Annotated in this window: 34 protein-coding genes; 9 read left to right on the forward strand and 25 right to left on the reverse strand. The window is 39.4% G+C overall.

Annotated features, from left to right (window positions below; translation table 11 throughout):
* Positions 1 to 18: 18 nt before the first annotated feature.
* From IGL24_RS07680 to IGL24_RS07700, 5 genes are all read right to left on the reverse strand, one after another.
* On the reverse strand, positions 19 to 912 hold the full coding sequence (locus tag IGL24_RS07680) for an SDR family oxidoreductase (protein ID WP_206858963.1): 894 nt from the start codon (positions 910 to 912) through the stop codon (positions 19 to 21).
* A gap of 64 nt (positions 913 to 976) precedes the next feature.
* Entirely contained in the window at positions 977 to 1,918 is a 942-nt protein-coding gene (locus tag IGL24_RS07685; protein WP_207700078.1) for a magnesium transporter CorA family protein, read from the reverse strand.
* Between the two features lie 26 nt (positions 1,919 to 1,944).
* On the reverse strand, positions 1,945 to 2,295 hold the full coding sequence (locus tag IGL24_RS07690) for an iron-sulfur cluster biosynthesis family protein (protein WP_206858960.1): 351 nt from the start codon (positions 2,293 to 2,295) through the stop codon (positions 1,945 to 1,947).
* 45 nt (positions 2,296 to 2,340) lie between these two features.
* Positions 2,341 to 3,243, reverse strand: a complete 903-nt coding sequence (locus IGL24_RS07695) for a glycosyltransferase family 8 protein (RefSeq protein ID WP_206858959.1) — start codon at positions 3,241 to 3,243, stop codon at positions 2,341 to 2,343.
* On the reverse strand, positions 3,236 to 4,093 hold the full coding sequence (locus IGL24_RS07700) for a glycosyltransferase family 8 protein (protein WP_206858958.1): 858 nt from the start codon (positions 4,091 to 4,093) through the stop codon (positions 3,236 to 3,238). The genes IGL24_RS07695 and IGL24_RS07700 overlap by 8 nt, the downstream gene beginning before the upstream one ends.
* Positions 4,094 to 4,418: 325 nt before the next feature.
* Between IGL24_RS07700 and IGL24_RS07705 the strand changes: the two genes are divergently transcribed.
* The 5 genes from IGL24_RS07705 (at position 4,419) to IGL24_RS07725 (ending at position 6,902) form a co-directional block, all read left to right on the forward strand.
* Positions 4,419 to 5,231 carry a Cof-type HAD-IIB family hydrolase gene (locus IGL24_RS07705; RefSeq protein WP_207700442.1) on the forward strand — a complete coding sequence of 271 codons (813 nt, stop codon included), beginning with the start codon at positions 4,419 to 4,421 and terminating at the stop codon, positions 5,229 to 5,231.
* Between the two features lie 13 nt (positions 5,232 to 5,244).
* Complete coding sequence (locus IGL24_RS07710; protein WP_207700443.1) at positions 5,245 to 5,736, forward strand: isochorismatase family cysteine hydrolase; 492 nt, start codon at positions 5,245 to 5,247, stop codon at positions 5,734 to 5,736.
* A gap of 237 nt (positions 5,737 to 5,973) precedes the next feature.
* Positions 5,974 to 6,234: a hypothetical protein gene (locus IGL24_RS07715; protein ID WP_206858955.1), complete on the forward strand. Its 261-nt coding sequence runs from the start codon at positions 5,974 to 5,976 to the stop codon at positions 6,232 to 6,234.
* A 36-nt stretch (positions 6,235 to 6,270) separates the two neighbouring features.
* A complete protein-coding gene (locus IGL24_RS07720) occupies positions 6,271 to 6,504 on the forward strand; it encodes a helix-turn-helix domain-containing protein (protein ID WP_206858954.1) in 234 nt (77 codons plus the stop codon).
* A gap of 35 nt (positions 6,505 to 6,539) precedes the next feature.
* Positions 6,540 to 6,902 carry a TIGR02328 family protein gene (locus IGL24_RS07725; protein WP_207116139.1) on the forward strand — a complete coding sequence of 121 codons (363 nt, stop codon included), beginning with the start codon at positions 6,540 to 6,542 and terminating at the stop codon, positions 6,900 to 6,902.
* A 63-nt stretch (positions 6,903 to 6,965) separates the two neighbouring features.
* Here IGL24_RS07725 and IGL24_RS07730 read toward each other — a convergent pair whose 3' ends face one another.
* The 3 genes from IGL24_RS07730 to IGL24_RS07740 all read right to left on the reverse strand — a co-directional run bounded on the left by IGL24_RS07730 (position 6,966) and on the right by IGL24_RS07740 (position 8,353).
* The gene (locus IGL24_RS07730) at positions 6,966 to 7,415 is read right to left on the reverse strand and encodes a GNAT family N-acetyltransferase (RefSeq protein ID WP_207699580.1); all 450 of its coding nucleotides are present in this window, start codon (positions 7,413 to 7,415) and stop codon (positions 6,966 to 6,968) included.
* Positions 7,416 to 7,490: 75 nt separating this feature from the next.
* Positions 7,491 to 7,691 carry a cold-shock protein gene (locus IGL24_RS07735; RefSeq protein WP_206858950.1) on the reverse strand — a complete coding sequence of 67 codons (201 nt, stop codon included), beginning with the start codon at positions 7,689 to 7,691 and terminating at the stop codon, positions 7,491 to 7,493.
* A 185-nt stretch (positions 7,692 to 7,876) separates the two neighbouring features.
* A complete protein-coding gene (locus IGL24_RS07740; protein WP_207116137.1) occupies positions 7,877 to 8,353 on the reverse strand; it encodes a flavodoxin family protein in 477 nt (158 codons plus the stop codon).
* A gap of 413 nt (positions 8,354 to 8,766) precedes the next feature.
* Between IGL24_RS07740 and IGL24_RS07745 the strand changes: the two genes are divergently transcribed.
* The 3 genes from IGL24_RS07745 (at position 8,767) to IGL24_RS07755 (ending at position 10,373) form a co-directional block, all read left to right on the forward strand.
* Positions 8,767 to 9,516, forward strand: coding sequence for a hypothetical protein (locus IGL24_RS07745; protein WP_207699579.1), 750 nt, complete (start codon positions 8,767 to 8,769; stop codon positions 9,514 to 9,516).
* A 238-nt stretch (positions 9,517 to 9,754) separates the two neighbouring features.
* Positions 9,755 to 9,904, forward strand: coding sequence for a hypothetical protein (locus tag IGL24_RS07750; protein ID WP_010735353.1), 150 nt, complete (start codon positions 9,755 to 9,757; stop codon positions 9,902 to 9,904).
* Between the two features lie 304 nt (positions 9,905 to 10,208).
* The gene (locus IGL24_RS07755) at positions 10,209 to 10,373 is read left to right on the forward strand and encodes a hypothetical protein (protein WP_206858946.1); all 165 of its coding nucleotides are present in this window, start codon (positions 10,209 to 10,211) and stop codon (positions 10,371 to 10,373) included.
* A 119-nt stretch (positions 10,374 to 10,492) separates the two neighbouring features.
* Here the strand turns inward: IGL24_RS07755 and IGL24_RS07760 are convergent, their stop codons facing one another.
* A complete protein-coding gene (locus tag IGL24_RS07760) occupies positions 10,493 to 11,287 on the reverse strand; it encodes a MerR family transcriptional regulator (protein ID WP_206858944.1) in 795 nt (264 codons plus the stop codon).
* 415 nt (positions 11,288 to 11,702) lie between these two features.
* On the opposite strand from IGL24_RS07760, the gene IGL24_RS07765 reads away from it, so the two are divergent.
* A complete protein-coding gene (locus tag IGL24_RS07765) occupies positions 11,703 to 12,719 on the forward strand; it encodes a hypothetical protein (RefSeq protein WP_242699712.1) in 1,017 nt (338 codons plus the stop codon).
* Positions 12,720 to 13,097: 378 nt separating this feature from the next.
* Here IGL24_RS07765 and IGL24_RS07770 read toward each other — a convergent pair whose 3' ends face one another.
* Genes IGL24_RS07770 through IGL24_RS07845 form a run of 16 tightly spaced genes read right to left on the reverse strand, consistent with a single transcriptional unit; the run spans position 13,098 to position 26,693 of the window.
* The gene (locus tag IGL24_RS07770) at positions 13,098 to 14,288 is read right to left on the reverse strand and encodes an acetate/propionate family kinase (RefSeq protein ID WP_207699578.1); all 1,191 of its coding nucleotides are present in this window, start codon (positions 14,286 to 14,288) and stop codon (positions 13,098 to 13,100) included.
* A gap of 24 nt (positions 14,289 to 14,312) precedes the next feature.
* Positions 14,313 to 15,032, reverse strand: coding sequence for an MIP/aquaporin family protein (locus tag IGL24_RS07775; RefSeq protein WP_086334715.1), 720 nt, complete (start codon positions 15,030 to 15,032; stop codon positions 14,313 to 14,315).
* 14 nt (positions 15,033 to 15,046) lie between these two features.
* Positions 15,047 to 16,162 (reverse strand): 1-propanol dehydrogenase PduQ, encoded by a 1,116-nt coding sequence (locus IGL24_RS07780; protein ID WP_242699711.1) that lies wholly within the window; start codon positions 16,160 to 16,162, stop codon positions 15,047 to 15,049.
* An 11-nt stretch (positions 16,163 to 16,173) separates the two neighbouring features.
* Positions 16,174 to 17,574: an aldehyde dehydrogenase family protein gene (locus IGL24_RS07785; protein WP_207699577.1), complete on the reverse strand. Its 1,401-nt coding sequence runs from the start codon at positions 17,572 to 17,574 to the stop codon at positions 16,174 to 16,176.
* Positions 17,574 to 18,560 (reverse strand): cob(I)yrinic acid a,c-diamide adenosyltransferase, encoded by a 987-nt coding sequence (locus IGL24_RS07790; RefSeq protein WP_207699576.1) that lies wholly within the window; start codon positions 18,558 to 18,560, stop codon positions 17,574 to 17,576. The genes IGL24_RS07785 and IGL24_RS07790 overlap by 1 nt, the downstream gene beginning before the upstream one ends.
* Before the next feature lie 13 nt (positions 18,561 to 18,573).
* Positions 18,574 to 18,837 (reverse strand): EutN/CcmL family microcompartment protein, encoded by a 264-nt coding sequence (locus IGL24_RS07795; protein ID WP_071867455.1) that lies wholly within the window; start codon positions 18,835 to 18,837, stop codon positions 18,574 to 18,576.
* Entirely contained in the window at positions 18,831 to 19,316 is a 486-nt protein-coding gene (gene pduM, locus IGL24_RS07800) for a PduM family microcompartment protein (RefSeq protein ID WP_206858938.1), read from the reverse strand. Before pduM ends, IGL24_RS07795 begins: the two co-directional genes overlap by 7 nt.
* A gap of 9 nt (positions 19,317 to 19,325) precedes the next feature.
* A complete protein-coding gene (gene eutJ, locus IGL24_RS07805; RefSeq protein ID WP_206858937.1) occupies positions 19,326 to 20,165 on the reverse strand; it encodes an ethanolamine utilization protein EutJ in 840 nt (279 codons plus the stop codon).
* 16 nt (positions 20,166 to 20,181) lie between these two features.
* Positions 20,182 to 20,808: a phosphate propanoyltransferase gene (gene pduL / locus IGL24_RS07810; RefSeq protein WP_207115612.1), complete on the reverse strand. Its 627-nt coding sequence runs from the start codon at positions 20,806 to 20,808 to the stop codon at positions 20,182 to 20,184.
* A complete protein-coding gene (locus tag IGL24_RS07815; RefSeq protein WP_206858931.1) occupies positions 20,801 to 21,082 on the reverse strand; it encodes a BMC domain-containing protein in 282 nt (93 codons plus the stop codon). Before IGL24_RS07815 ends, pduL begins: the two co-directional genes overlap by 8 nt.
* Before the next feature lie 13 nt (positions 21,083 to 21,095).
* Positions 21,096 to 21,614, reverse strand: a complete 519-nt coding sequence (locus IGL24_RS07820) for a BMC domain-containing protein (RefSeq protein WP_207699575.1) — start codon at positions 21,612 to 21,614, stop codon at positions 21,096 to 21,098.
* Positions 21,611 to 21,970, reverse strand: a complete 360-nt coding sequence (locus tag IGL24_RS07825; protein WP_206858921.1) for a glycerol dehydratase reactivase beta/small subunit family protein — start codon at positions 21,968 to 21,970, stop codon at positions 21,611 to 21,613. The genes IGL24_RS07820 and IGL24_RS07825 overlap by 4 nt, the downstream gene beginning before the upstream one ends.
* Positions 21,963 to 23,792, reverse strand: coding sequence for a diol dehydratase reactivase subunit alpha (locus IGL24_RS07830; protein ID WP_429968422.1), 1,830 nt, complete (start codon positions 23,790 to 23,792; stop codon positions 21,963 to 21,965). The genes IGL24_RS07825 and IGL24_RS07830 overlap by 8 nt, the downstream gene beginning before the upstream one ends.
* A gap of 29 nt (positions 23,793 to 23,821) precedes the next feature.
* A complete protein-coding gene (locus tag IGL24_RS07835; protein ID WP_206858918.1) occupies positions 23,822 to 24,328 on the reverse strand; it encodes a diol dehydratase small subunit in 507 nt (168 codons plus the stop codon).
* Positions 24,329 to 24,341: 13 nt separating this feature from the next.
* Positions 24,342 to 25,019, reverse strand: coding sequence for a propanediol/glycerol family dehydratase medium subunit (locus IGL24_RS07840; RefSeq protein WP_429968423.1), 678 nt, complete (start codon positions 25,017 to 25,019; stop codon positions 24,342 to 24,344).
* A gap of 12 nt (positions 25,020 to 25,031) precedes the next feature.
* Positions 25,032 to 26,693, reverse strand: coding sequence for a propanediol/glycerol family dehydratase large subunit (locus IGL24_RS07845; RefSeq protein WP_206858916.1), 1,662 nt, complete (start codon positions 26,691 to 26,693; stop codon positions 25,032 to 25,034).
* Positions 26,694 to 26,712: the final 19 nt, after the last annotated feature.

The raw sequence follows: 26,712 nt of genomic DNA on the forward strand, positions 1-26,712 counted from the left end.
CTCACATGTTGTCACAGATTATAGATTGATGGCTTCTCCACCTGTAATACCGTAAATTTGTGCAGTGACGTAGCTTGCTTTGTTTGATGCAAGAAAGACATAGACAGGTGCTAATTCAGCTGGTTGACCCGCACGTTCCAACAATGCTTGTTGACCGAATTCAGGTAGATCTTCTTTTGGTTGACCTGCATCTAATTGTAATGGTGTCCAGATTGGTCCTGGCGCTACACCGTTTACGCGAATTCCTTTTGGTGCTAATTGTTTCGCTAAACCGATTGTAAAGTTGGCAATCGATGCTTTTGTTGCTGCATAGTCCAATAAATGTTCACTTGGGTTGAATGCTTGGACAGAAGTTGTTGTAACGATTGCTCCTCCAGCAGGAATATGCGGGATTGCTTCTTTTACTAAAGCAAACATCGCAAGAATATTTACAGTAAACGTATCTTTCACTTGTTCCAATGGAATTTCAGCAATGGATGGAGAAGAGATTTGTTGTGCAGCGTTAAGAACTAAAGTATCTAATCCGCCAAATGCTGCTACAGTTTTTTCAATGATTTCTTTTGGTGCTGCTTCATCACGCAAGTCATAAGGTAATAGTAAAGCTTTACGACCAGCTTCTTCGATATAATGAGCCACTTGCTCAGCATCTTCTTCTTCACCTGGGAAAAATTGAATAGCAACGTCTGCCCCTTCTCTTGCAAAAGCAATGGCAGCTGCCCGCCCAATCCCAGAGTCTGCTCCTGTAATCAAGACACGACGGTTTTCTAATTGCTCTGTCCCTTTGTAGCTTTCTTCGCCACAATCAGGTACTGGTTTCATGTCCTTTTGTAAAGCAGGTGTTTCTTGGTCTTGTTTTGGAAATTCTTCCGTATGATAAAGTTTTCTTGGGTCGATTAAATTTGGTTCTGTCATGATGATCCTCCTATTTTTTAGTCATAACTATCGTTATAAATCTGGGTAAAAAAACCCATACTATTTACTTTGTATAATCTTTTCTAAATAAATGATAACCTAAAGCCGCAGCCGCTAAGATCGATCCGCCTAATACTAAAAGAAAGCCAGTCGCTGAGTCTTCTCCTGGGAGACCACCGGTATTCATCCCCCAGATACCAGCAATCATTGCAGGAACAGAGATGATCAAGGCCGTAGAATCCAGATATTTCATGAGATGGTTCAGATTATTGTCCATCATCCCATTGAAAAGATCGCCAATACTTTCTAAGAGATCACGATAGATCAATATCATCTTCTCCGTTTGACGTTGCCTCAGATGGACATCATAAAGTAACTGTTCGTCATTCACGCGTTCTCTAAATTCAGTTGTTTCCCATAATAGATCCATCGTCTCTTTCTGATCTCGCAAAGTATGATCAATATAGACAATATCTCTTTCTAAATCGGCTTGCTTATAGAGTTCTTCATTTTCTGTCGTTTTCCGAGCTTCTTGATCCAACGAATCGATACGCGTTTTCATTTCTCGAAGCTCTTTGACAAAATGTGTATAAATGTCTAATGCCGCATAAACAATCACCTTTTCGAAAGAATCGATTTTATCTCCATGATGGTCAATCAAATGATCGATAAAATTGGTTTTCTTATCCCGACAAGTAATCAATAAGTCATTTGATAAGACGAAAGACAATGGCGTCAGACGATGTTCGATTTTTTCTTTTTTACTTGAAAGGTTGAGCAGTACTAAGGAAATCGGGTTGTTCAAACTCGTTCCTGAAAGATGTTCTAAACGAGAGACCTCTTCTGGATAAGTCATCCCGACAAATATATCCTCCGGAAGCTGATACGTTCGAGTAACCTTTTCGATTTCCTCAGTATCGCTCGTATCAATCACAAGCCAATTAAAATGTTTTTCATCTGCGGCTATTACTTTCTTGTTTTTATCAATCAAGTAATATTCCAGCATGGTGAATCGTCCTTTCTAGTATGCTCTCAACTAAAGAAGCAATTGTTCAATTTGATGTTATGATCCAACACAGCAATTTCGTTTTCTAGTGAGAAACTATTCAATCGCTGGTCATAATCCATAATCAAAGACTTTCCTAAATAGCATTGCTCGTTTTGAGACGTATAGATATCAAGCGAAGGATGTTCGATCCTTGTTACGTATTGGCCAAATTCTGTAAGAAAAGGAATGATTTGAAAAAAGCTTCCTTTCGCACAGGCGCCCTTATCTCTAAGAAAAGGATCTTTACTATCGATCAATGCAAGAGCTAATTTTGAATGCGTCCCTGCTTTTTCTTTCAAGATATCCATCGCATTTCTAGTCAATGTAATTTCCATATCGCTCATCTCCTCTATATAATAGTAAGTTTTTTCTATTATCGATCAACGACTCAATTCTGTGTTACGTTGAACACGGGCATATAATGGATATTTCGGAAAGTTTTTCACACATCGAAAAGCTGTCATATTTGCATACTTTTCATAGTATTTTTTGCTTTCTCCCTTAAACTCCTCGCTCCATGGTTTGACATGGCCAGAGTAATGGATGATATAAGGATCGCGACGTGCTTCCTCGTACTCTTTTTCTCCTTGAGCAGTTGGATGTTGTTTTGCTTTCGCCATGATGTAGCCTTGTGCATTCCATTTAGGATGTAACGCGATCCATTGATCATGTAAGATCGCATTTAAAGCATCTTGGTCATGGAAGCGAAGTTTTTCTGGATTGTCTTCGATGAATTTAAGCACTTTTTTAGTAATGTTATGCTCTAACCATTTTTCAACATTGATCAGCATCAACCCTGAGTTAAAGTAACGCATAGAGTCTGCTTCAATTTCCATTTTTTCAAGACGTTGGTGGAAACCAGCATCTTCAACTGCCGCCATGATTGCACCGTTAAACTCAAGATCCCATAATTTGCTGATATCGTTCAACGTGATCATGTCACAATCCATGTAAAGGATACGTTCCACATTTTTCCCTCTAAATAATTCTGGGATCGCAATACGATAGTATGCTGTTTCAGGGATACGATCACTTGTTACTAAGTTTTTGAAGAATTTTTTATTGATTTTCAAAAATTCGACATCTGTATTCATTCGTGAATTCTTTACTGAAAAACGTAAAAGATTTTTGCTTTCCGTATCAATGTCATCATCAATTACGTAAAAACGTACAAACACTTTCGGGTCACTATTTTCTAAAATCGACACAAATAGTGCTGCTAGATGAGGCACAAATTTTGTATTGCAACTTGAAACGACTGCTACTTCTTTTCTTCTATTCATTTACCTCGCCTACTTTCATTAACACGCTATGCGCTAGATTTTTTAGATAGATCTGTGTATAAGGATGATCCTTCAATGTATTCCAAGGCTTATCATGCCCTGTGAAATGAACGATTGAAGGAGCTTTATTCCCACTTTTGTATAGCTCTTCATATTTTTCATCTGGAGCTGGGTGGCGTTCAAAAATCAATGAACATTGCATATTCCATTTTGGATGAAGCTGTTCCCAATCTCCGTACAATACGCCGTTCAATGCGTCTTGGTCATGGTAGATGATCTGATCGCCATTTTCTTTTAAGAATTGGATCGTTTTATCTGTAATATTTTTTTCATTCCATTGATCGATATCGATCACCATGACTCCTGAGTTAAAATAATATTCATCTGAATCGATTCCTAAGCGTCTCAATGCTTTTGTTTGTCCTGGATCGATTACTGCCCCAATTGTTTTACCATTTAATGATTCGTCATATAATGCAACGATGTCATCCAACACTAAAACGTCCGCGTCTAGATACAACACTTTTTTATAATTGTATTTTGCTAAGATTTTAGGTAGAGAAATTCTTAAATACGCAGTTGTTGTAATATGGTCACTGACTAAGAAATCTTCATAGACATCTTTCTCAACAGTCAAGAATTGAATACTTGCATGCTCCGAATGCTGTGCAACTGTCTGGCGCAATCCTTCTTTGCTATATTCTGATATTCCATCGTCGATTACGTAGAAATATATATGTCTCATCTTATTCGCATTTTCCAGTGCCGTTGCAATCATTACGCTTAGATAAGGAGCATAATTTTCATCTGAAGCAGTCACAACCGGTACAGTTCCATACTTAATCTCCATCAAAATCACTCCTTTTTTTAATCTTTTTCTAACCTGTTCTACATCTACAATATGCCTACTTTTTCCTGAAAGCAAAAGATATGCTTTGTTTTTTATGAATATTACCCAAAAATTGACCTTTTTTATGAAAATGAAAACGAAAACATTTGAATTGTTATGCTTTTTTATTCAGCGGTCTTGACCATTTTCTTACCTATATACTTTGCTCATTTCATGAAAAATCTTTTTTGAAAAAATTCAAAGCGCCAAAGCATTTTATTTTTATTTTAGAAGTTTCTCATTTAATCTAAGGATGAAAGAAAAAAGACTAAGGGAGCGTAAAAAGATGAAATTAGCAGCAATCGATCTAGACGGGACCTTGCTTGATTCACAAGGATTAGTCCCACAAGAAAATATCAGAGCATTGAAATCATTCGCATCTAATGGAGGAATCGTTACGATCGCCACAGGAAGAAATAGTATCTCCGCAAAGGATGTCTTTGCACAGCTAGGTATTAGCGGATATTTGATTTCTTCAAACGGTGCATTGATCTCTGAAATGAAAGATGGAAAAATCGATCATGTATTAAGACGATCAAAAATAGAAGTTCCTATACTGAAAAAGGCCTTTTATTTAGCAAAAGAAGCAAAAATATCGATTATTGCAAGTCGAGAAACGCAAGATGATCAAATCACTTTTGACGAATCCGCTTTAGTAAAAGATGATCCTTATTATCAACATTTTAATTTACAAAACCATTCCTTCGAAGAGATTACAGCTCAGCTGGACGATCCTTCATTGAGCTATTTGAAATTAGCGTTAACGGATAAAAATGAGGAAAAACTGCAACTTATCCAAGCTGAATTGAAGAAAGAATCCATTGATTCCGTCTTTTCAGATCCACATTTCTTGGAAATCACGCCTAAAGATATTACTAAAGCTCATTCTTTATTATTTTTAACGGAATACTTAGGTTTGACTGCAGAAGATGTGATGGCATTTGGGGATCAAGAAAATGATCTAGCCATGTTGGAATTCAGTGGATTGAGTATTGCTATGGGAAATGCCCAAGAATATGTCAAATCGTTAGCCGATGAAGTGACTACCACCAATGACGAAGCTGGTGTAGCCGACTTTTTGAACAAACATTCTATCTAAGGAGAAATGTCTGATGTTAGTCATAATCGATATGCAAAACCATATTTTAGATCCGAACAGTGAATTTTATATAGAGGATGCAGAAACTTTAGTTGAACGAATCAGTACGCGTTTGAAGCAAGCTCGCTCAGCAAATGAATATGTCCTATTTACCCGTGATATTCCTGTCGATCGAAAAGACGAATCAGAGAGCAAAGATCTCAAAATCATTTCTGAACTCTCCCCTCTGCCGAATGAGCGAGAGATAAAAAAATATTACTTCACCTTGCCGCCAGAAACACTGACAGAAATCAAAGATTCCTTATTCGAAAGTAAAGATGAGCAAAAAACAATCGAAGTCGTGGGGATCGAAACCAATCTATGCGTCTTATCAAACACTATTGCTTTGCAAAGCGCCTTTCCAGAAGCTGACTTTATTATTGATTCATCGATGGTAAGTAGCCGAGATCACGAGCCTCTCGCTTTGCAGCTTTTGAAAGATTTCAATGTTTATGTAAAAGAATAAGCTTTTCAAGCTATACTCAAAAAAAAGGTGGAATGAAAATTCCATCTTTTTTTGAGTATTTATTTCCGTTGATAAAAGGTCAAATTTTTAATAACGTTTTTTATCAAAATATTTGTTCAGAATCGCATAACATGCTATCTTTTATTTAGTGAATATAAATCCAGTATATTCTCAAATTTAATAACTCAAAACATCATCAATGCACCAATAAAATATAGCTATGGGAGTTTATTTATTATGTTAGAATTGAGTCGACTTGCCTTTATTTTTCCTGTGTTTATATTTGCACCGATTGTTTTTTCGTTTATCAAATGGACAAAGGAACGTAAAAAAATTGCTTTGGCTAGTTTGCCTGCAATCTATTTTATGTACAAAATATTAAATTACCAGTTTTTTGAACCAACACAGCATTTTTATTTTAATTTAGTCGGATTTATTCTCTCCATAATTTTTATCATCGCATATTTATTTTATTTAAATCGAATAAATAAACACTAAGATTTTAGACGATTATTCAGAGAAAGGTGATGGAAAATGACGATTGAAGAAGCAATTTTATTAGACACGTTGCATTGCCGTTTAAACTTTCTAAAAGAAAAACAACAATTGACTACTCCGCAAGTTGCCGAAAAAGTAAACTTACCGATTGAACGATATAAAAAATACGAAGAAGGAAGTCACATTCCCAGCGTCATCGAGTTAGTATTTATAGCAGACTTTTATGACACGACTGTCGACTACCTGATTGGTCGAACAGAAGCCTCATAACAGTTCAAACATGTCTAGAAGGAAGGAACAATTTTATGCGATTATGGCACCAAAGCTTACTAAGCTCTCTGCCACGCCAACAATTACTAGGACAACATCGCGAGTGTTGTGCATTACGAGGTAATGGTTGGGGCCGAAAACACGCTACTGTAGATTATGTTTTCACCCATTCTCCTTATAAATTATTTCAATACCATTTGTTAGTCATGGAAGAAATGAAGAAGCAAAATTATAAACCGGGTGAAGAATGGTTCGATCCTTTGTATCGCGGGAAAATTTGTGAACCTTATACATCTTTATCACCTGTAGAATGGACCTCTCCACTCTACCCCGAGCATGATCAAATCTATTTAGCAGAATGCGTGGCGAATCTTGAACAAAAAGGAATCATCTTGTAAAAAAGCGTTATCGATCAAACTATAGCAAAAAGCTCTCGATCCTTAGATCGAGAGCTTTTTTAATCAATTCTCTATTACGTACTCCATCATTGTCCCATCATCAGATTTTACAAATCCGGTTTTTTTATAAAATTCAGCTGCTTGTTTTCCTCCAGTAATCAGAAATAGATTATTTATTCCTTCTTCTTCCAAAATATTCGCAGTGAATTTCATTAATTTTTTACCAACACCTTGCTTTTGGAGCTGTGGGGCAACATTGAATTCATCAATACAAAATTGTTTCCAATTATCGTAATAATAATCAATTCTACCTAAACACATTGCGATGATCTGTTCATCTTTTTCGACTATGTACCCTCTCGCATTGATGCCACTCATCGTCGCCCGGATCCTAAGCAAGGCTTCTTCCTTTGTCCATTGATTGAACCAAGGGGCTCCGCCATACGCAGCAACTAAAATTTCGGAACAAGTAGAATAATCTTCTGAATCGATACTTCTAAAATTCAAATTCAAGCTCATCACTCCTTTAAAAATGATTATAAAAAAACTGTTCTTTCAATGAAAGAACAGTTAAACATCAATGTTTGATTATGCTTTAACGATGTTGATTGCTTGAGGGCCACGTTGTCCATCTTCAACATCAAAAGTCACAGCTTGACCTTCGTCTAATGTTTTGAAACCTTCACCTTGGATAGCTGAAAAATGAGCGAATACGTCATTTCCATCTTCACCAGTGATAAATCCAAAACCTTTGTCTGCGTTAAACCATTTTACTGTACCGTTATTCATATATATTTCCTCCTGATACGTATCAACGTACGTTTATAGTGCAATAAATATTTGATAGGCAAAAGGAGTCTTATAATGATTAAGTTATAGCTCAAATTACGTTTCAAAATAGATTACTTACTTACTATAGCATGGTGATTCAGAAAACACAACTATAAACCCTCGCAACATTTACATCTACCAATCTAATGTAACTTTTTGATTTTTTCATTGAACAAAGGAATGTCTTTTTTCTGATAGATGATTCCCTGATTTTTCATTAGGAATCGCTCACTGATATTCATTAACATTTGTTTGATTCCATCAATGGCTTCTTCTGGAGCAGCCCCTTGTACAAACCAAAAAATAGGTTTCTGATATAACGGTGCTTCTGCGGTATCCAAGCCAGTTTGAAACAAATCCGTCCAACGATCGATAAATGTTTTTAATAAACCCGTCACATCCCACCAATAAATTGGTGTCCCAATGATCAAGACATCCGCTTTCGCTACTACATCCATCACTAATTGAAATTCGTCTATTCCTGTTACTTGTCCTAATTGGTTGATTCGGTAATCAGCTAAATGCAAGACCGAATAATTGATATCAGCTAAGATTTTTTCTCCCCATTTAGCAGTCATGCCGTTTTTATTAGGACTTGCATTGATAAATAAAATATTCATTTTCATTTCTCCCATCTTCTTTCTCTCACCGCAACAACCCTTGTTAACTTAAAAATGAGATATTTTCTATATTAGAACGATTATGATATCAAAACAATACTTTTCTTATTTAAATATAACATTTTTTACATTAATAAAACAAATATTAAAATGGATGATACCAGAAAATCTGTCTATTATTTTTGTTTTTGTAATGATAAAATAATTATTGTTTGTTATCTTTAGTTTATATAATTATAACATTACGCACACTACTTCTTTTCGTCTTTCTTCTATTGAAATGTCACTCTCTAACTGGGTTTGTCGGTTCGAATCCGACATAGAGAATACGGTCAGTTACCGTAAATCGACCATTCACTTTTATTTGGGGGAGCTTTGTATGAAAGTGATCGGTTTAGAAATAGGAGGAAAAAATGGATTTATTGATGTTATTGTTAGGGTTTATGAGTTTGATGATTGGTGTACTATTACCTAGTCTATCAAACAAAAAGAGCAAAAAGAATTGGCAGCGTCATTTGATTTTACTGAGTGCCTTATTCGGTTTTGTATTGATCAGCAGTGCTTGTGGATCTGGAACCGAACAGACTTCCAAAGCGGACACTGCTACAACTGAAACAACTTCGCAATCGAGCGATGAAAAAGAAGAAGCTGCTGAACAGAAAAAAGCAGAGGAAAAAAAGAAAGAAGAAGAAAAACTAGCCGCCGAGAAAAAAGCGCAAGAAGAAAAAGCAAAACAAGAAGCTGAAAAGAAAGCACAAGAAGAACAGGCAAGACAAGAAGCTGAAAAGAAAGCGCAAGAAGAACAGGCAAAACAAGAAGCTGAACGAAAAGCACAAGAAGAACAAGCACGATTAGAAGCAGAAAGAATTGCACAAGAAGCTGAGCAAGCACGGATTGCTGAAGAAGCACGTGTAGTTGCTGAACAAGCCGAAGTACAACGGGTGGCGCAAGAACAAGCTGCTGCCGCTGAAGCACAACGAGTGGCACAAGAACAAGCAGCAGCTGCTGAGGCACAACAAGCCCAAGCGAATGAAGCACAAGTATTGGTCACAAGGACTGGCGCAAAATACCACACCCATAAATGTGGTAACGGCACTTATTATCCAGCAACAATGAGTGAAGCGTTGGCACGTGGATTGACTCCTTGCGAAAAATGTTTTTAAAAAACTTAGTTTATACCGTATAAAAAATGGGGTTCTCCCTATTTTTTATACGGCTTTTTATATACTTTTTTTAGAATAGAAAACAGCATGCAAGTCTATCCCCCACCCCATATAATAATAATTATTATTTAATAAAGATACAGTTGCTTCTTTCCGTCCATCTGTGCTATAATAACTATGGAATTTCGTTATCAACGTATCGTTGCCTTTCATAAGAACAACAGAAAGGAGAATGACTATGACATTCTATAACAAAGAACTACAATATCGTGTCACTCTTAACACCGATTTAAATCTTTTCGTCGTTTTTGACAAAGAGGATAGCAATCGCGTAGCTACTGGTGTAACGATCGAACAAGCAGTGCAAGAACTTAAAAAATCCGCATAGGAGTGAAACCCCGAATGGACGATTGCAACTCTAGTTCACAATAAAGACACCTACTTGAAGATCAAAGTAGGTGTCTTTAATTATATGTATCCCCTCTTCGACTCTTATCTTATAAGTCCTCACACGGCGCTCAACATACATGATCCTTTCAATGATGATCTAAGACTAGCAGTATTGAAGCAAGTTATGCTAAAATTTATTTTTATAGAAACATTGTTACTAAGTATGAAATTTAGCGCAAGGAGGTTTAGTGTAGAAAGCAAAATGGATCATCAATGATTTTCTTACTTGTTTTCTCCCTTTTATGGAAAAAAATTTAACCGTTTGGACGCTATTATTATGTTTGATCGTCGGATTAGTCTTGTTAGTTTTCAATTTGATCAGCTGGACAACTTATTTTGTTGTTCTGATCATCGTTGGTGGATTGACTATACTCGAAAAAAAACGTCGATCAAATCAAGAAAAATAAAAGCTTCGATCATTAAAAAAGAGCCGGATCTACTGGCTCTTTTTTCAATATTCATTATGTTTTTCTACCCACCTTTACTTATTTTCTTCATTGACTTTAAATTCTATATGAGTCAGTCCTCAGTCAATAAAAACTCTGGCTTCATAGATGATTTCTTCTAATGTTCCCGTTGCCGCTTCTGCTTCGATCGCAAGAACCTTTCCTTTTTTACTAAATATTTCGGGAAACAATTCTGGAAGATTTTCACCATAGTTTTTAGGTGTAAAACGGCAGGCATACTGCCCACTTGGTAAAACTTTGATATTTTCACAGATATTTGTTGTAGGCATGATCTCTAAAAACATATATTGTTGAATATTTTCGTCTGTAAACTCATAGAGAAAACCAAAATCATATAAAGGTTCATAGCCACCTTCAAGCGAACGCTCAAATAATTTTGCCGCTTCTGTATAAAGCGTCTTTTTATTATCAGTGGGCTGATAAGGAAAAACATACAGATATTTCTCATTCATCTTCCGGATATGTTGATTTTTTGAATGTCGATATTTTTTAAGGAGTTCGACCTCCTCTTTCAACGCTTGCATGCCTTTTAAGTTTTGCTGAAGCGCATCGATTTTTTGCTTCATTAGTTCTTCACTATAGGTCAAAAAAGAAAGATAGTCGATTGAACTTTTGGAATCGCCAAATCGGTGCAGCTCTTTTAACGGTATACCGATCTCTACACATGCTTGAATCAGTTCAACTGCACTCACTTGAGCTAATGAATAGTAGCGGTAACCCGAGCTTGGATTGACATACACGGGCAACAGGACCCCAATCTGCTCATAATATCTTAATGACTTAATGTTGACACCGGTGATTTTCGCCAATTCTCCGATAGACAACAGTTCACTTTTTATGTCAGTTTCTCTCATTTCCATTCTCCTACATGTCAGATACGGCTTAGTATCAAGTATTTAGATATTGATTATACCATAAAAAAACGAAACACTTTACATATTTTTGTTATTTTTTAACAAACAAATAAAACAAGAATTGCAATTATTCACATCTGCCCTTCTCCTTTCCTCTTTGTTATAAATGGTGTTTCGAACTATTTCCAATCGGTTCTTTCGTTCTATCTTAAAAAAACAAATATATTCGAACATAGTCTTGTATTATTCATTATACAAAGATATAATATTAATGTGTTTTCGATGATAAACCAAAGAAGATATAATAAAAAATATTTCCAGAAATGAATAGGCTTTCACATCATATTAGTGATTCATCCTTTAGTAACTACTACATACTTACATAGTAGTAAAAATAAATTTTTGGGGGAAGAAAATGAAAAAAATCGTTAGTCGTTCCATTATGTTATTCGTTCTGCTGTTTCTAACTGCCTGTGGAAGGCAAATCAGTGTTGATGATTTAAAAGAAAATGATTGGTTGATCGAGGATATGGAGGAAGTAAACGTGATTGCTTCTTTTTCAAATCATGTTATCTCGTTTCGTATCGATCCTTCTTCCTATCAATCGACAGCTACGAATGAATGGGAAGCATTTGGCGAAGAATTAGCAAAATCCATGATCGAAGAATTTGAATTTAAGATCGAATACAGTTTAGAAGGCAATACCATGACTTGGGAAAATGACGAAGGTACTGCCAAATATACAGTATCTAAAGAAGATAAAAATATTATTCTAACACCCGTCGAAGGTAGTGAAACAGATGAAAAACTCGTTTTGAAACCATACGATAAAAGCAAAACAGCAACCTCTTCTACTCGCTCAGACAGCACAGAAACACAAACATCCGAAACAGATGATTCATCACTTGTTGATATCACAGATAACTCGACCGAATTAAGCGACTCGGATAATCTATCAGGCGACTCCGCTTTTGGAAAACGTTCAAATCCTGTGCCACTAGACACGCCGATTACTTTCGACACAGTTTATTATGATGATGATTATGAAGACATTGAAGCTAATCTAACAATAACGGTTAGTAACGTGATTCGTGGCGAAGAGGCGTTTAATCATATGGTCAGCCTCAACGAATTCAATGAACCAGCCCCAGAAGGAAAAGAATGGGTGATGTTCGATGTGGAAATGACCGTCAATAAAGGGAGTCAAGATTATCCATACCGTGGGCTTTCCTTATTTGTACCAATTAGTTCTTCCGGTGAAGAGGTCAATCAAGACGAGTATAGTTACTTAGGTAACGAAGAATTTGGCAGTAAAGATCTATACGAAGGTGGATCAGATAAAGGAAAAGTTGCATTACTCGTTCCAATCGGAGATGACACACTGATCGAATTCAATGATTTTACCAATCGACTCTTTTTCAAATTACAATAATCTTTGAAATCAAGCATCGATTGATAGATCTATAAATTAATTACACTCATGCTTATGTGGCTACTTCAATATAGTCGCCTCGCTCTAAGGAATAAACCGTTCCAGCTGAAATCGTCTACTCTATTTTCAGTTGGTATGGTTTATTTTAATGTCCCCTCTTTTCACTCCAATAAAAAAGAACCAACCTAAGCTTTTACACTTCGATTGATTCTACATCATACATCTTCTTTTGATCACAAAAAAACTTTTAACAGTTATAGATATAATGGATGAAATCAGACAACTGATGATCGTTTTGAAAAAAATTCAAAATAACTTTTTAAAGTCTCTCAGAATGAGATTCCAGCTTTTTCATAAGGAGGTTGATTATTTGCTGTCTTAATTCGCAATCAGTTGATTTGTCTCACGTACGATCATTCGCTCTTCATTCGTTGGTACGACCATGACAGCAACCTGTCCGTCTTCTTGACTGATCATTGATTGTCTTGAATTGTTTCTTTGTTCATCAACTGTTACGCCAAAGAATGACAAGCCTTCGCAAGCTAGTTGGCGAATAATCGGTGAGTTTTCTCCGATACCTGCAGTGAAGATCAACACATCAAGTCCACCCAACTCAGCAGCATACGAACCGATCGTTTGTTTTACTCGACCACAAAACATGTTCATCGCTAAAATCGCTTTTGGATTTCCTTGTTCAAATGCTTCCTCAATATCACGAGCATCACTGCTGATACCAGAAACCCCTTTGAAACCAGAGTCTTGGTTCATTATTTGCTCGATTTCTGCAAAACTCATCTGTTTTTCTCTACCTAGATACGTCACGATCGAAGGGTCGATATCGCCACAGCGAGTGCCCATCATGATCCCTGCTAAAGGAGTAAATCCCATACTCGTGATGACGGATCGTCCATTTTTGATTGCACAAATGCTCCCACCATTTCCTAAGTGACAAGAAATGATTTTTAAGTCCTCCACATTTTTCCCTAAAGCCTTGGCAGCTTCGGCCGCCACATATTGATGACTTGTGCCATGGAAACCAAAACGGCGAATCCCTTCTTCTTCATACAAATGATAAGGAATTGGATACAGAAAGTTTTCTTCTGACATCGTCTGGTGGAATGACGTATCAAACACCGCCACTTGCGGACAAGCTGGCAGATTATTTTTGAAAGCTTCGATTCCCATGATGTTGATTGGATTATGCAACGGAGCTAAATGAGCGAGCGATTTGATTTTTTCTAACGCTTCGTCATCCACTAAGCATGACCCTTTGAAGAATTCTCCACCATGAGCGACACGATGGCCAACACCAGTGATTTCTGATAGATCAGCAACGATTTTTTGTTCCAATAGAAAATCTAATAAGAACTTGACCGCATCTTCATGCGTTTCACCTTCAACAGAGCGTCTATTTTTAGCTTCGTCTAACGAATATGTCAAATCCATTGATGTTGCCAGTCCGATTCGTTCAAACAATCCTTTGGCGATCATTTTTTCTTCAGGAAATTCATACACCTGGAATTTCAAGGAAGAACTTCCTGAATTGATCGCAATAATTAATTCTTTCAATGCTTTACCCCTCAATCTAATCTTTTACAGAATGTTTACTAAAAGCACAGCAATCGTTGCGCCAACGATTGGACCTACTAATGGCACCCATGCGTACTTCCAGTTGTAGTCAGTGTTTTTATTTGGCAAAGGCATCAATGTATACATCAAGCGCGGACCAAGGTCACGAGCTGGGTTGATAGCATACCCTGTTGTTGATCCAAATGAGAATGAGATACCGACTAACAAGAATAATGCGACAACCGGTTGGAATCCTCCTGGGAAGTCTCCTGCTGGAAGTAACAATAAGGTGAAGATAAATGCAAATGTTGCAATGATCTCACTGATCACATTCGCAATTGGTGCATCGATGGCTGGACCTGTGGCAAAGATACCTACCGAGTTCCCTTCATCAGCACCAGTTTCTTTGAAATGCGCCATAAACGAAATAGCGGCAATCAACGCACCTAAGAATGCGCCTGCAAACTGTGCTAAGACAAATGGCACGACCATATTCCACTCAAAAAGCCCGCCAATTGCAAAAGCAATCGAAACCGCAGGATTCAAATGCCCTGGCGAACCAAAATAACCAGCCGAATAGATCCCTAACATTACGGCAACGCCCCAACCAAATGCAACTAATACCCAGTTAGCTCCAACTGCTTTTGCTAAGGTTTTCTTTAGGTTGATACTACAACCAACACCACAACCGAAAAGTGTTAAGACTAACGTTCCAATAAATTCACCCAATACTGTATTATCCATTTTATGCTCCCCTTTTAAACGATTTTTTGATAGATTTCTTTTAATTGTGTATGATTGAAAGCAATCGGATTCGATTGGAAAGTAAAATCATTGGCAGCATTGGCAGCGACTTGATCGGCTACTCGATGAGCACTTGACTCTTCAACTTTCCATTCAGCTAAAGTTGTTGGGACTCCAGATTCTTTACTCAATCGTTTGATTGCATCCACTAATTTGATCACGGCCACTTCGTCTGAGAGACCGTTCGTACACAATTTAAGTTTTCGTGACACGTCTGCGTATAAAGCTTTTGCTGTCCAATCTTTGGCATTCGCTAAAATGACATGCGGCAACAACATCGCATTTGCCAAACCATGCGGAACTTTGAAAAGCGCGCCAACTTGATGAGCTAAAGCATGGCAAACACCTAAGCCAGCATTGTCAAAAGCGACACCAGCTAGAGTAGCTGCTTCATGCATTTGCACGCGAGCTTCTTCGTTTTGTCCATTTTTTACACACTCGACTAGATTCGAAAAGACAAGACCGATTGCTTTTTCTGCAAGCGCAGAAGAATAATTGGTTCGCCCTTTCGCTACCAAAGCTTCTAATGCATGTGTCAGAACGTCCAATCCACTATAAGCAGTGATCGAAGGCGGACTTGTCAGCACAAAGTCAATTGACAAGATGGCTTCATCAGGAACCAGCTGCTCATCAAATATCGGATATTTGATTTTATTTGCTGTATCGGTGATCACAGCTGCACTAGTCACCTCAGAGCCAGTCCCACTAGTTGTTGGGATCGCCACAAAATAACTGATTGCTTGCTTTGCTACCTTCTGATAGAAATAAATGATTCCTTTAGCAGTATCTAATGCAGACCCACCACCGATCGCAATCACGACAGTCGGTTCAGCCTGCATAGCAATTTGCATCCCTTTCACTACTTTTTCAATTGGTGGATCAGGTACGATCTCGGTAAATGTGATCACCCGATTTTTTTGTTCTAAATAAGCAATCATTTCAAGGACTTTTTGATTACTTTTCAAAAAAGGATCAAAAACGAATAGAACGGTTTCATTTGCAAAATGTTCGAACCTTTCTACGATGTTCGTTGTTACAGCAACTTTTGTTTTCATTGACCAATTATTCAAACTGTTTCCTCCTAACGAATCGAAAATCCGTCCGTTAACACACAACGACGTTTTCTAGCAAAATTTCTAGCAGTCGTCGTACATTCGCCGGTTGGTGTTGCAATCGTGAATGTGGTTGGACCTTCTCCACCAAAACCTAATCCTGCAAAAGAAGAACCATTTTTTACAAAGATCGATGTTTGGAATTTCTTCGCTGCAAGGTTCAATCGTTGAATATTTTGCGAATGCATCGTTGCAGTGTGATGACACTTGTTTTCGATTCCTAAAGCCGTCGGTAATGCTTCATCAAAATCTTTCACTGTCACAATCGGCAAGATCGGCATCAACATTTCTTTGACAACAAACGGATGATTTTTATCTGTTTTCATAATGATCACGCGAATGTCCGCTGATACATCGACACCGACAGCCGCTAAAAGCTCACTCGCATTTTTCCCAACAAACTGTCGATTAGGCGCGCCATTTTCTGCAATCATCTTATCGATCAATCGTTGGATGATTTGTTCATCCCCTACGTAATAAGCCCCTTGTTTTTCCATTTGTAAAATCAAGTAATCAACCACTTGTTCGACAGCAACAACACTTTTCTCTGCTGTACACAAGATGTTGTTATCAAAAGATGCGCCCAAAACAATATCCGCCGCTGCTTTATCAAGGTCTGCGGTTTCATCGACAAGTGAAGGCGGATTGCCTTCCCCCGCTGCAATCGTCTTCTTACCACTCTTCATTGCTTGGCGCACAACACCAGGTCCACCAGTGATCACTAACAATGAGATGTCTGGATGACTCATCATCTCTTGCGCTGCTTCGATCGAAGGTTTTTCAATCGTTACCACCAAGTTATGGATGCCACAACTTTGATAGATCAATTCATTCAACTTTGAAACGACCCAACCAGAAATCCGCTTCGCCCCTGGATGGACGCTGAAATAAATCGCATTTCCTGCTGCAATCATCCCGATTGCATTACAGATCAATGTTTCAGCTGGATTGGTACTTGGCGTCACCGCACCAATCACCCCATATGGAGATAACTCATAAAGTGTCATTCCGTTATCACCAGTGACCGCTTCAGTTACAAGATCTTCCACGCCAGGTGTCTTATTGATCGCAAGCGTTAATTTTTGGATCTTATCTTCATATCTTCCCATTTTGGTTTCTTCAACCGTTTCACGAGCAATTGTTTCGATATGAGGCGTCATCCCTGTACGAATCGCAGCAATAATTGATTTTCGTTGTTCCAATGACAAGTCATCCAAACGTTCTTGTGCTGTTTTTGCAGCTGCAACCGCTGTGTCAACTGTTGGAAAGATCCCTACAGAAGAAGTCGAAGCAGTTGCGGTAATTGGTTCTTCTAAAAGGATTCCTTGAATCACTTTCATGATTTGTTCTTTTAATTGTTCTTCGCCCATCATGCTCGCTCCTTAAACTTTTTGATTCCTTTTGATGCAATCGCCATATCTTGATCTGGACGACCACCGCTCACGCCGATACCCCCAATGATGTTCCCTTGTCCATCTTTAAGAAGGAAGCCTCCTCCGAATGTCACAAGTTTTCCATCACTTAAGGTTTCTAGTTGAAAAAGCGGCTGGCTTGGTTGTACCAACTCTGTTAGTTCATGCGTATCAGCTTTCATCGAAACAGCTGTATAGGCTTTTTTGATCGCCATGCTTTCACTAACGATCAGTGCATCGTCCATTCGATAGAATTGTTTCAAAGCCCCGTTTTTATCAACGATTGCAATAGAAACAGGTACGCTCAAACAATTCGCATGATCGATACAAGCGTGAACGATCTCTTCAAAGTCAGGTTTGACTTTTGGCTGTTGCACACGTTCTTGATAGCGATGAATGATTTTAGTGATCAGCACTTCTTGTTCCTGTTCATGATCTGCCTCACGGGCAAAAGAATACAAGCAATCCGACAAACGATTAGCAAACTTGCTAAGCTCTGCACGGACTTCTTCGTTTTCCATGAAACGATCAAGTACACGTTCGCCTCGACGGCAAACGGTTCGAGCCACATGAAGTTGCGCCCCAGCTAAACTCTTCCCCGGTAAGATAAATTCATGGATCGGTGGTAACTTCGCCGTTTTTTCATCGATCCAAATTTCCAATTGTCGGATATCCTCCATAGAGATCAGATCGCTTTTGTTGGATAATTTATCTGTTTTTGTTGCTGTTGCTAATTCTGCATTCATCTGAAAAAGTTTATTTTGGATCCAGTCTAGCGCTAGTTGGCTTTCCTGGTTTTTCAACATTTTTTGTGCCAAACTGATCTGTGCACAGCATTCATCAAAAGTTCCATAAACTTCTACTCTTAAACTCGCTTTTTTGACTCGTGTCCCATCAAAAAGACTGGTCATTCCTTTATCACCAGTTTTTGTATAGATCGGCATTCTTTTCACTCCCTTACATGTCAAATGTATCGATGATCCCAACAATCGCACAATCGACCGCTTCTGATGGTTCCGAGAATAAATGTCTCGCTGAACTGCCGCTATTCAACAGAACATAATCACCAATGCCAGCACCTACAGTATCAGCTGCTACTTGTTGAAAACGTACTGCCTCTTTTTGCGCATTGATCGGTTGAACGATCATTAGTTTTTTGCCTACAAGAGAGGAATCTTTTTGAGTAGACACAACGCTACCGATTATTTTTCCCATTAACATTGAGATCCGCTCCTTTTACAAACAGTTATCTGTTTTTCCTGAATGATTTCTTGTGCCAATAATGTAAAGTTTTGTTTCATTGAAAGAATCAACACTGCATGATTCGGCAGAACAGCCACTTGCTTATAAGTGATATACCGATTCGAAAAGGCATAACATGGTTTTTCAGTAGCTGTATAAACTTCGACATTATAGTGGAAGATTTCTTCAGGTATCAAAGTCAGATCCGAAAAAGAGCATTGAAATCTAAGCTCGCAACCGTAGTCCAAGCTACGAAATAGCCATCGTACAAATGGATCACTCTCATTTTTTCTTGCGAAATTCGTTAAAAAGAAACAGTCGCAATTTTTGACATAGACAAATTTATTCGACAGAAAAGGTTTGATCGAATCGGTATCGACCGCATCAGCTGATACGATCACTGTACTTTTTTCTCTTTTGATGAGCCAATCAACCACTTTTTGAATAATTTCTTCCATACGAAACTCCTATTCCACGATGACTTCAGAAGCCATCGCTATGCCGATCGGTGTAACGAATTGCGGATGAATGGGTTTCAATACTTCCTTGCCAATGACACTACTCATTTCTTCTTCGAACTGTGTAAAATAAGCAGCCCCGCCGACAACAAAAATCGGTTCGATTGGATGTGCATCCAACATATTTTTTGCGATCGTCGCCATTTTTTGAATCACTGGACGACAAATCGTAAAATTCTCCGCTTCATTTTTGGGATTTCTCTTGATTTTCTCCGCTTCATCAGTGTCCACTCCATGATACCCTGCAATCACTAGCGTCATATGCGTTCCGCCAGTCGGTTCATCATCAACGAATGCGACTTCGCCATTCTTTAAGATGCTGATGCCCGTCGTTCCGCCCCCGATATCAATGACTGCACCGTCTGAAATATCAAGTGTCAAGGCAGCCGCTGACGGCTCATCCACTAACTGATCGATTTCCATCCCCGCACTTTCAATGACGTTTGCTACTACTTTTTTGTTGTTGCCGATCGTTCCTGGGGGGATAGCCCCGGAAGCTGCTTTCAGTTCAAACCCTAAAGCAGCCTCCGCTTCTTCCCTCAAAGCTTCGACGATTTTCACCGCTTTTTGATAATCAACCACCAAACCGTCTCGAATCACCTTCGCTTCTTTGAAAGCACCGAATAACGGTTGATTGTTGGCATCTAAAACAACTAATACGATTGAAGCCGTTCCCAGATCGACGCCTACTTTATAGCCATCAGCCGCCGTATGATCAGTTGGTACAAAAGAATGGACGATTTTTTCGAAAGATTCTAGTAACTGATTCGCTTTCTCAATTCCTTGCATCTCTTGCTCCTTCTGATCAACGAATGATCCTTGCTCTAGTTTCAGTAGTCACATTGGCTGCGTTCGCTTCATCTGTGTCGATGTGCATTTCCATAATAAATTTTTCATGTGGACGTAAGGCAACTTCATGATAGACAGTTGCTCGTTCACCAGATAAAATTTCGACTGATACCAACTCATCTTTAGCCAGATCCAAACGTTTCATATCCTCAAGATTCAAATGGATATGACGTTGTGCAATGATGGCAGCTGGAATCGTGATTGTAGCAGCTTCAGTCATCAAAGTGATTTCAACTGCTTCGTCAAGATCACCAGAAAGCTTGATCGGTGGATTGATCCCTAACAGACGCGCATCGGTTTTTGAAACTTCCACTTGTGAACGATTGCGAAACGGACCAAGGATTCTTACTCGTTCGATCTTTCCCTTTGGACCGATCAACGTCACCGTTTGCTTTGCTGCAAACTCCCCAGGTTGTTTCAACTCACGTAATCGCTCAATGTTTTGTCCAGGAAAAAGCTGTTCAAAGTGAGCTGGTGTCAGATGGATATGACGATTTGAGATCCCGATCGGAAAGGTTTGATCAAGATCTGCGATCACTTTCCGGACGATTTCTTTCAACTCAGCTTTTGAAAAATCAAGCATTGTCTTGACCAGCTAATAGTTTATTCACATCATGATGTGGGCGTGGGATCACGTGTACAGAAACCACTTCACCTACACGTTCAGCCGCAGCAGAACCAGCATCTGTCGCTGCTTTGACTGCGCCAACATCTCCGCGCACCATGATCGTTACTAAACCAGAACCGATTTTTTCTGTTCCAATCAATTGTACGTTTGCTGCTTTGACCATTGCGTCAGCTGCTTCAACAGCTCCTACTAAACCTTTTGTTTCGATCATTCCTAATGCATCATTCATTTACGTGTTCCTCCTAGTTTTTTTTATTTTTCTTTGCCCCAGTTTTGTTTCCTTTTTTTGGTGGATCTTTTGGGGTTTTAGCTTTGTCAGACACTGTATCGACAGGACTTGTAGGAAGTGTCGTTTTATCTTCTTTGATAACTGGCACTTCTTCACTCTTCGTCTCTACAGCTTTTTCAGTTGAGGATTCTTGCTTCGTTGCTGTTTCCTCAACCTTAGCGATAGGCGCTTCTTCTTGCTTTGGTTCAGCTTTTTCTTCTTTTGAAGAGAAGACATGAAGAATATTGTCTCCTGGTCTTGGAATAACCAGAGAAGAGACGTAGGCATCCATCGAGATCGCGGCGGATTTTGCGGCATCGATTGCTGCTTTTACAGCACCAACATCGCCTTGGACCATAACGGTCATCCAGCCAAATCCTTTAGTCTTTTCTATACTCAAAAGTTCAATATTTGCGGATTTCACCATGATATCAGAAAGGTTGATAGCACTGGCTAATCCTGTTGATTCGATCAATCCAATTGCTTGGTTCATTGATTCACCTCCAATAATTCCAGTGATTTTAACGGAATGCTTTTGACGATCCGTGCAGCATTGCTTCCTAAGTTTCTCAAAATCGTGGAAGGGACGATTGAAACATGTTGCAATACTTGATAGGGTGCTTCTCTTTTCAAGCTTTTATGGTGTAAGCAAAGTGTATCCTTGCTTCCGCCGATCCCTACTTGTAATGGAGAAGCTAAAGCCGCTTCGTATGCCGCTTGGGCTGCATTATTGAACGCTTTTGCTTCTAACTTATACGGAATGCTCTCTTCTTCTATCCCATAGAGTAATGAGGTCAAGATTGCTTCGTCGATTCCATCTACGTAGATGATGATCGAAGGTCTATCCATGTTCATTCCCCCTCAGATGTGAAAGGATCAAGCCAGTAGCGACGGCATTTCTAGGACCTTCACATGCACGCACATTCCCTTGCCCAGCAACTAACCCATAGTGAGATAACGCATCTGTCACGATTTGAGGAATCTCAAAATCAAGCGCCGAACCTCCGACGATCACAACAAATGGAATGTCACGGATATTGCCAGTCGGGCTGACACGTTTCAATGCTCGGATCGTGTTTGTGACAAACACTCTCTTTTTCGCTGTCTGTCTAACTAATTTGATTTTTTCGATTGAAATATCTAGCGGAATCGGAATGAGGCCTTCTGGTTTGACAACGACAACTTTTGCAAATAAGTGAGGATCTAAAGGTTCCTCAAAGAATTGCACACTGCCATCTTCATGACGGATATAGAAAATATTCTCTACTTTTGCCAAAGGATATTTTTTGACATCTTCGGCTAAATAAATATCATCAATCCCTAACTCCGACTTGATCAATAATGTCACCATATCTCCCGCACCAGCTAAATGAGTAGCAGAAACGGTTTGATCCCCAATGATCGACGCATCGGTAGAACCAGCACCTAAATCTAAAATCGCTAAAGGTGTGCTTGTACCCGGCGTCGTCAAAGCCCCTAGAATCGCCGCCTCTGCTTCCGCACCGCCAATCTCAACCGGTGTTTTCAAATCTTCTTCAATCGACTGTGCGATTTTCGACATTTGCAAATGATCCGATTTGACCATTGAAGCGATACCAACTGCCTGTTCCATTGAGAATTCACCGGCAACACCGCCTTTGACTTCGATTGGAACAAAAGTATCAACTGCAAGTAAGTCTTGGATGAAAATCTCTGCGAGCGGACGTTCCGTTAGATTCGCCATCGTTAACCGAACTTTCTCCAACATCCCACCGACGTTTGTACCTGATTCACCAGTCACATTGTCGATCTCGGCAAAAGAACTCATCGCCGTCATGATATCTTCTGCACCAGCAGAGATTTCCACGATCTTGCGACGATTCCCTCCCTTGACCTCGATGCTGCCTGCTGGAATCACACGTGCTTGCACATCGCCTTGCGGTGTCTTGATCACGACGGCAGAACGGTTGCCAATCAACGCACGAGCCATAGGAACGATACTTTTTGTCGCTTCTGAATCAAGTTCAAATACAGTCGCAATACCATATGGATTCGATAATTGAGCAACCCCTTGACCAGCTGGCGCTACTTCAACCGCAGCTAACATACCCAATGGGATTTTTTCAATATACGCCACTTCGTCAATGATCGGGATTTTATGGGTCAAGCGATTATTGACTAACACCCCATCATCGCTTTGAAGGATCGCACCTGTGACCCGAATATTGTTTTCAACGATCTGGTTGATCCATTTCGCCGCTTGGTCAAATTCGATTTCCTTTTCAACGACGACGACATAGTCGTCATCGCTGAATGTTTTTTTGACTAATTCTGATAATTTGATCGTTTTCCCTACACCTAAACCATGCCCACCAGGCGTTTTAGGATTGTGACCGATCATCGTTGATTCGGTGATGATCGTTTCAGTGATCATTTCCATCGCCACGTCACCGATGACAGGCGTTGCTTCGTTGATACGGATCAAATCGATATCGGAGATGGTCAGATCATTTTTTGCGCAAGCTTCATTGATTGCTTTATAGATCCCAAAGAGATTCTTCTTCGTTCCTTTGATCCCCGTTGTTTCAGTAATAGCCGATTGTAGAAAATGAATTTGATCATTCTTATCGATCTCTGCAAGTGCGATCTCCGTTGAGGAATTTCCAATATCAATACCTATAATACGTTTCATGCATATTCCTCCCGATAACTGAAGATCTCTTAATTATCCCCTTTAAGCTTCTTACGTGTTTCGTAATGCTCACTTGCTTCACGGAAATAAGCAGCAGAGATTTTCGCATTGTATTTTGTTTCCAACTCATCCGCAATGTCCAGCAATTCTTGCTTGCTTGAGCGATACGGGCGTAACGCATTGTACATCGCTAAAACACGCTCATCAGGAACCGCTGTCAATTCTGCGGCACGATCAAAGTTAGAAGAAATCGTTTTACGTCCGGCACTGTGCGCAATCTCACCTTGTGCTTTTAAGATCGATGGTGTGATCTTCAAGTCTTCGGGTGTCAACGAGCCATTCAATACATTAGCCAATGTGATATCTTCTAATGTTTTGCCTGTTTTTGTTTTTACCCATTCTGGATGTTTGACAGCAATTGGATAGTCAGCAGTCGTCGCTTGGGTGCCACTTGCAACTTCAGTTGTTCCAGTCGGTTTATTGTTCATATCTTGTAAGATATTTCTTACCAAGCTTTCTAATGTCTGTTCGTTCATCTGTTTCACCTCGTTATAATGTTACAGCAATTTCTTCTGCTGGTTTCCCAATGACAACATGCTTTGTTTCTTTGATGTGAAGTAAAGCAGATTGTGCTTGGTATTTTGGACGTGCCATTTGGTCGTTCATCATCGGAACTGGATTTGGTGATTCCCCTTTTGCATATTTCGCTGCATTTTTACCGATCGCACGATACGTTTCAAGTGTGATCAGTGGCGCTTGTGGGAATAATTCAAGATTTGACAATGGTTTTAAATCTTTTTGGTGAATGATCGCTGTTCCTTTTGATTGGATCGACACGCAAATACCTGAACCAGAAAGCTTGTCTCCTTCAACGGCAACAAATGCCACGTCTGAAGAACGGAATACTTTGACTACACGAGCTTTTAAGCCTTCCTCTTCGATTCCTGCAATGATTTGCTTCAAGATATCTTTATGACTCAAGCCAATGATACTCGTTGTTTGAGATGCCGCAAATGCAGGTCCAACTGCGATAACCACTTCATCTGGTGCATTGCCGGGTTGAGCAACACCGATGGAACGGAACCAAGATTCAGAGTTGTTATCTGCCGCTGCAACAGTAGACGGTGTGCTTTTGAATGCTACTGTTTGGTCAGTTTTATTTGTATCCATTTCAGTCAAGACTTCTTGAATGATCGATCTTAATAAATTTTCGTTGATTTCTGCCATTTCATACTCCTCCTATATATCCTGCGGGTTGATTGCGTTAGGAATTGCTTTCACTTTTTCCCACTCTGAGCCATCTAGACGATGCCCAGTTCCTGGTCCTGCATAGTCATTTTTATCATTGACAGCAGAGATGACATTCCAATCTTTATCAAAGATAGAAGAAGTTTGTAAGAAGTCTCCGGCAACACGCTGTTTCAATAGATTCAACACACTGACAGCGACATCTTCAAAACCTGTTTTAGATAAAGCTTTCACTAGATCTAACCCAGTAGCCCCACTCGCTAACAACTCTTCTGCTCCTTTGATATCTTGAACCATGTCACGAGCAGGCATGTCATCAGAACCACGAGCGTAAGTTGCTGCCTCTACTTCTTCGTCTGTGATCGTTGGTAACCCTAATTCTGCAAATAACGCTTGCATCGCTTTTGCTGCTTTATTACGAACTTTGATCACTTCTGCTTCTTCTACAGGACGTAATCCACCGTCAACACGCAGGTCACGCTGTAAGATGTTGTAGTCATCAAAATCATCCGCATCAAAGTTTGAACCCGCAAACATATTGTCATAGTTTGGCGTAGCAGAGTATCCTGAAGAAATATAATCAGTTCCTGGTAAGAATTGCATCAATAAACGAGCCGTTCTACGGATATCTGAATGAGAGAATGTCTGGTCATTTCCAGAAGCCACTTCAAGGTCAAGCAACATCGCAATCAAGTTTTCTGCTAAGACCGCACGGATTCCTGAAGGCACCGCACCTGGGATACCGATACAACTGATCGAACCATTTTGCAATCCTTGCACACCCGCTGCTTTTGTTAGATAGATACATCTAGTTTCTAAATACAACATCGATTTGCCTTCTGCATAACCCATTTGTACTTCTGAACCTGTCCCAGAAGTGAAACGCATTTTCAAGCCACGAGACGCATAACATGAAGCAAGGAACCCTTTCGACCAAGGTGTATCATCGCCATCAGTAAATACTTTCTCTGTACCATAAACAGAAATCGTTTCAGCATACGCAGTGAACCCTCTCATACCAAGGTCAAGCTCAGTTGCTTCTTCCAATGAACACTGTGTCAATACGCCTGGGCGTCCAACTTGTGAACCAATCATGATCGAGATTGCATTAAACGGTGCATAACGTGCAACCGCGACTGTTGTTTCCTGCTCATCAAATCCACGTAGAGCGCCTTCAGCGGCATCCGCAGCAATCTGAACAGGGTTATCACGTAAGTTCGTTACGTGAGATTGTGTTGTTGGACGACGACGTGCGCGCATTTTTTGAACCGCCATCATCATTTCAACCACATTCATGTAGCCAACAACTTCATTGATTTTTGCTGGTGTTGCTGAAGTCGTCAATTGAATGATTTCTTCACGGCAAATGTTTGGATCAACGATTTTATTCGCTAATTCTTTGGATGACATCTGCATTACTTCTTCTGCACGTGTGATGTCAATGCCATACTGCGCGATATACGCATCGATCAAATCAAAATCTTCTTTTGCTTTTCCATCTAATTCAACGACCTCACCAGCAACGATCTTGATGCTTGGCTTTGGATCATTGGGACTTTGCATGGCGATCAGACCTTCGTCTATCCACTCATCAACAAATCCATCTTGGTTTACAGGTCTTTTTGATAATTCTTCAAATCGTTTCGATTTCATCTATTAACTCACTCTCCAA

The sequence above is a fragment of the Enterococcus sp. DIV2371 genome (assembly GCF_050498525.1).
In the GTDB taxonomy this organism is placed as follows: Bacteria; Bacillota; Bacilli; order Lactobacillales; family Enterococcaceae; genus Enterococcus_B; species Enterococcus_B mangumiae.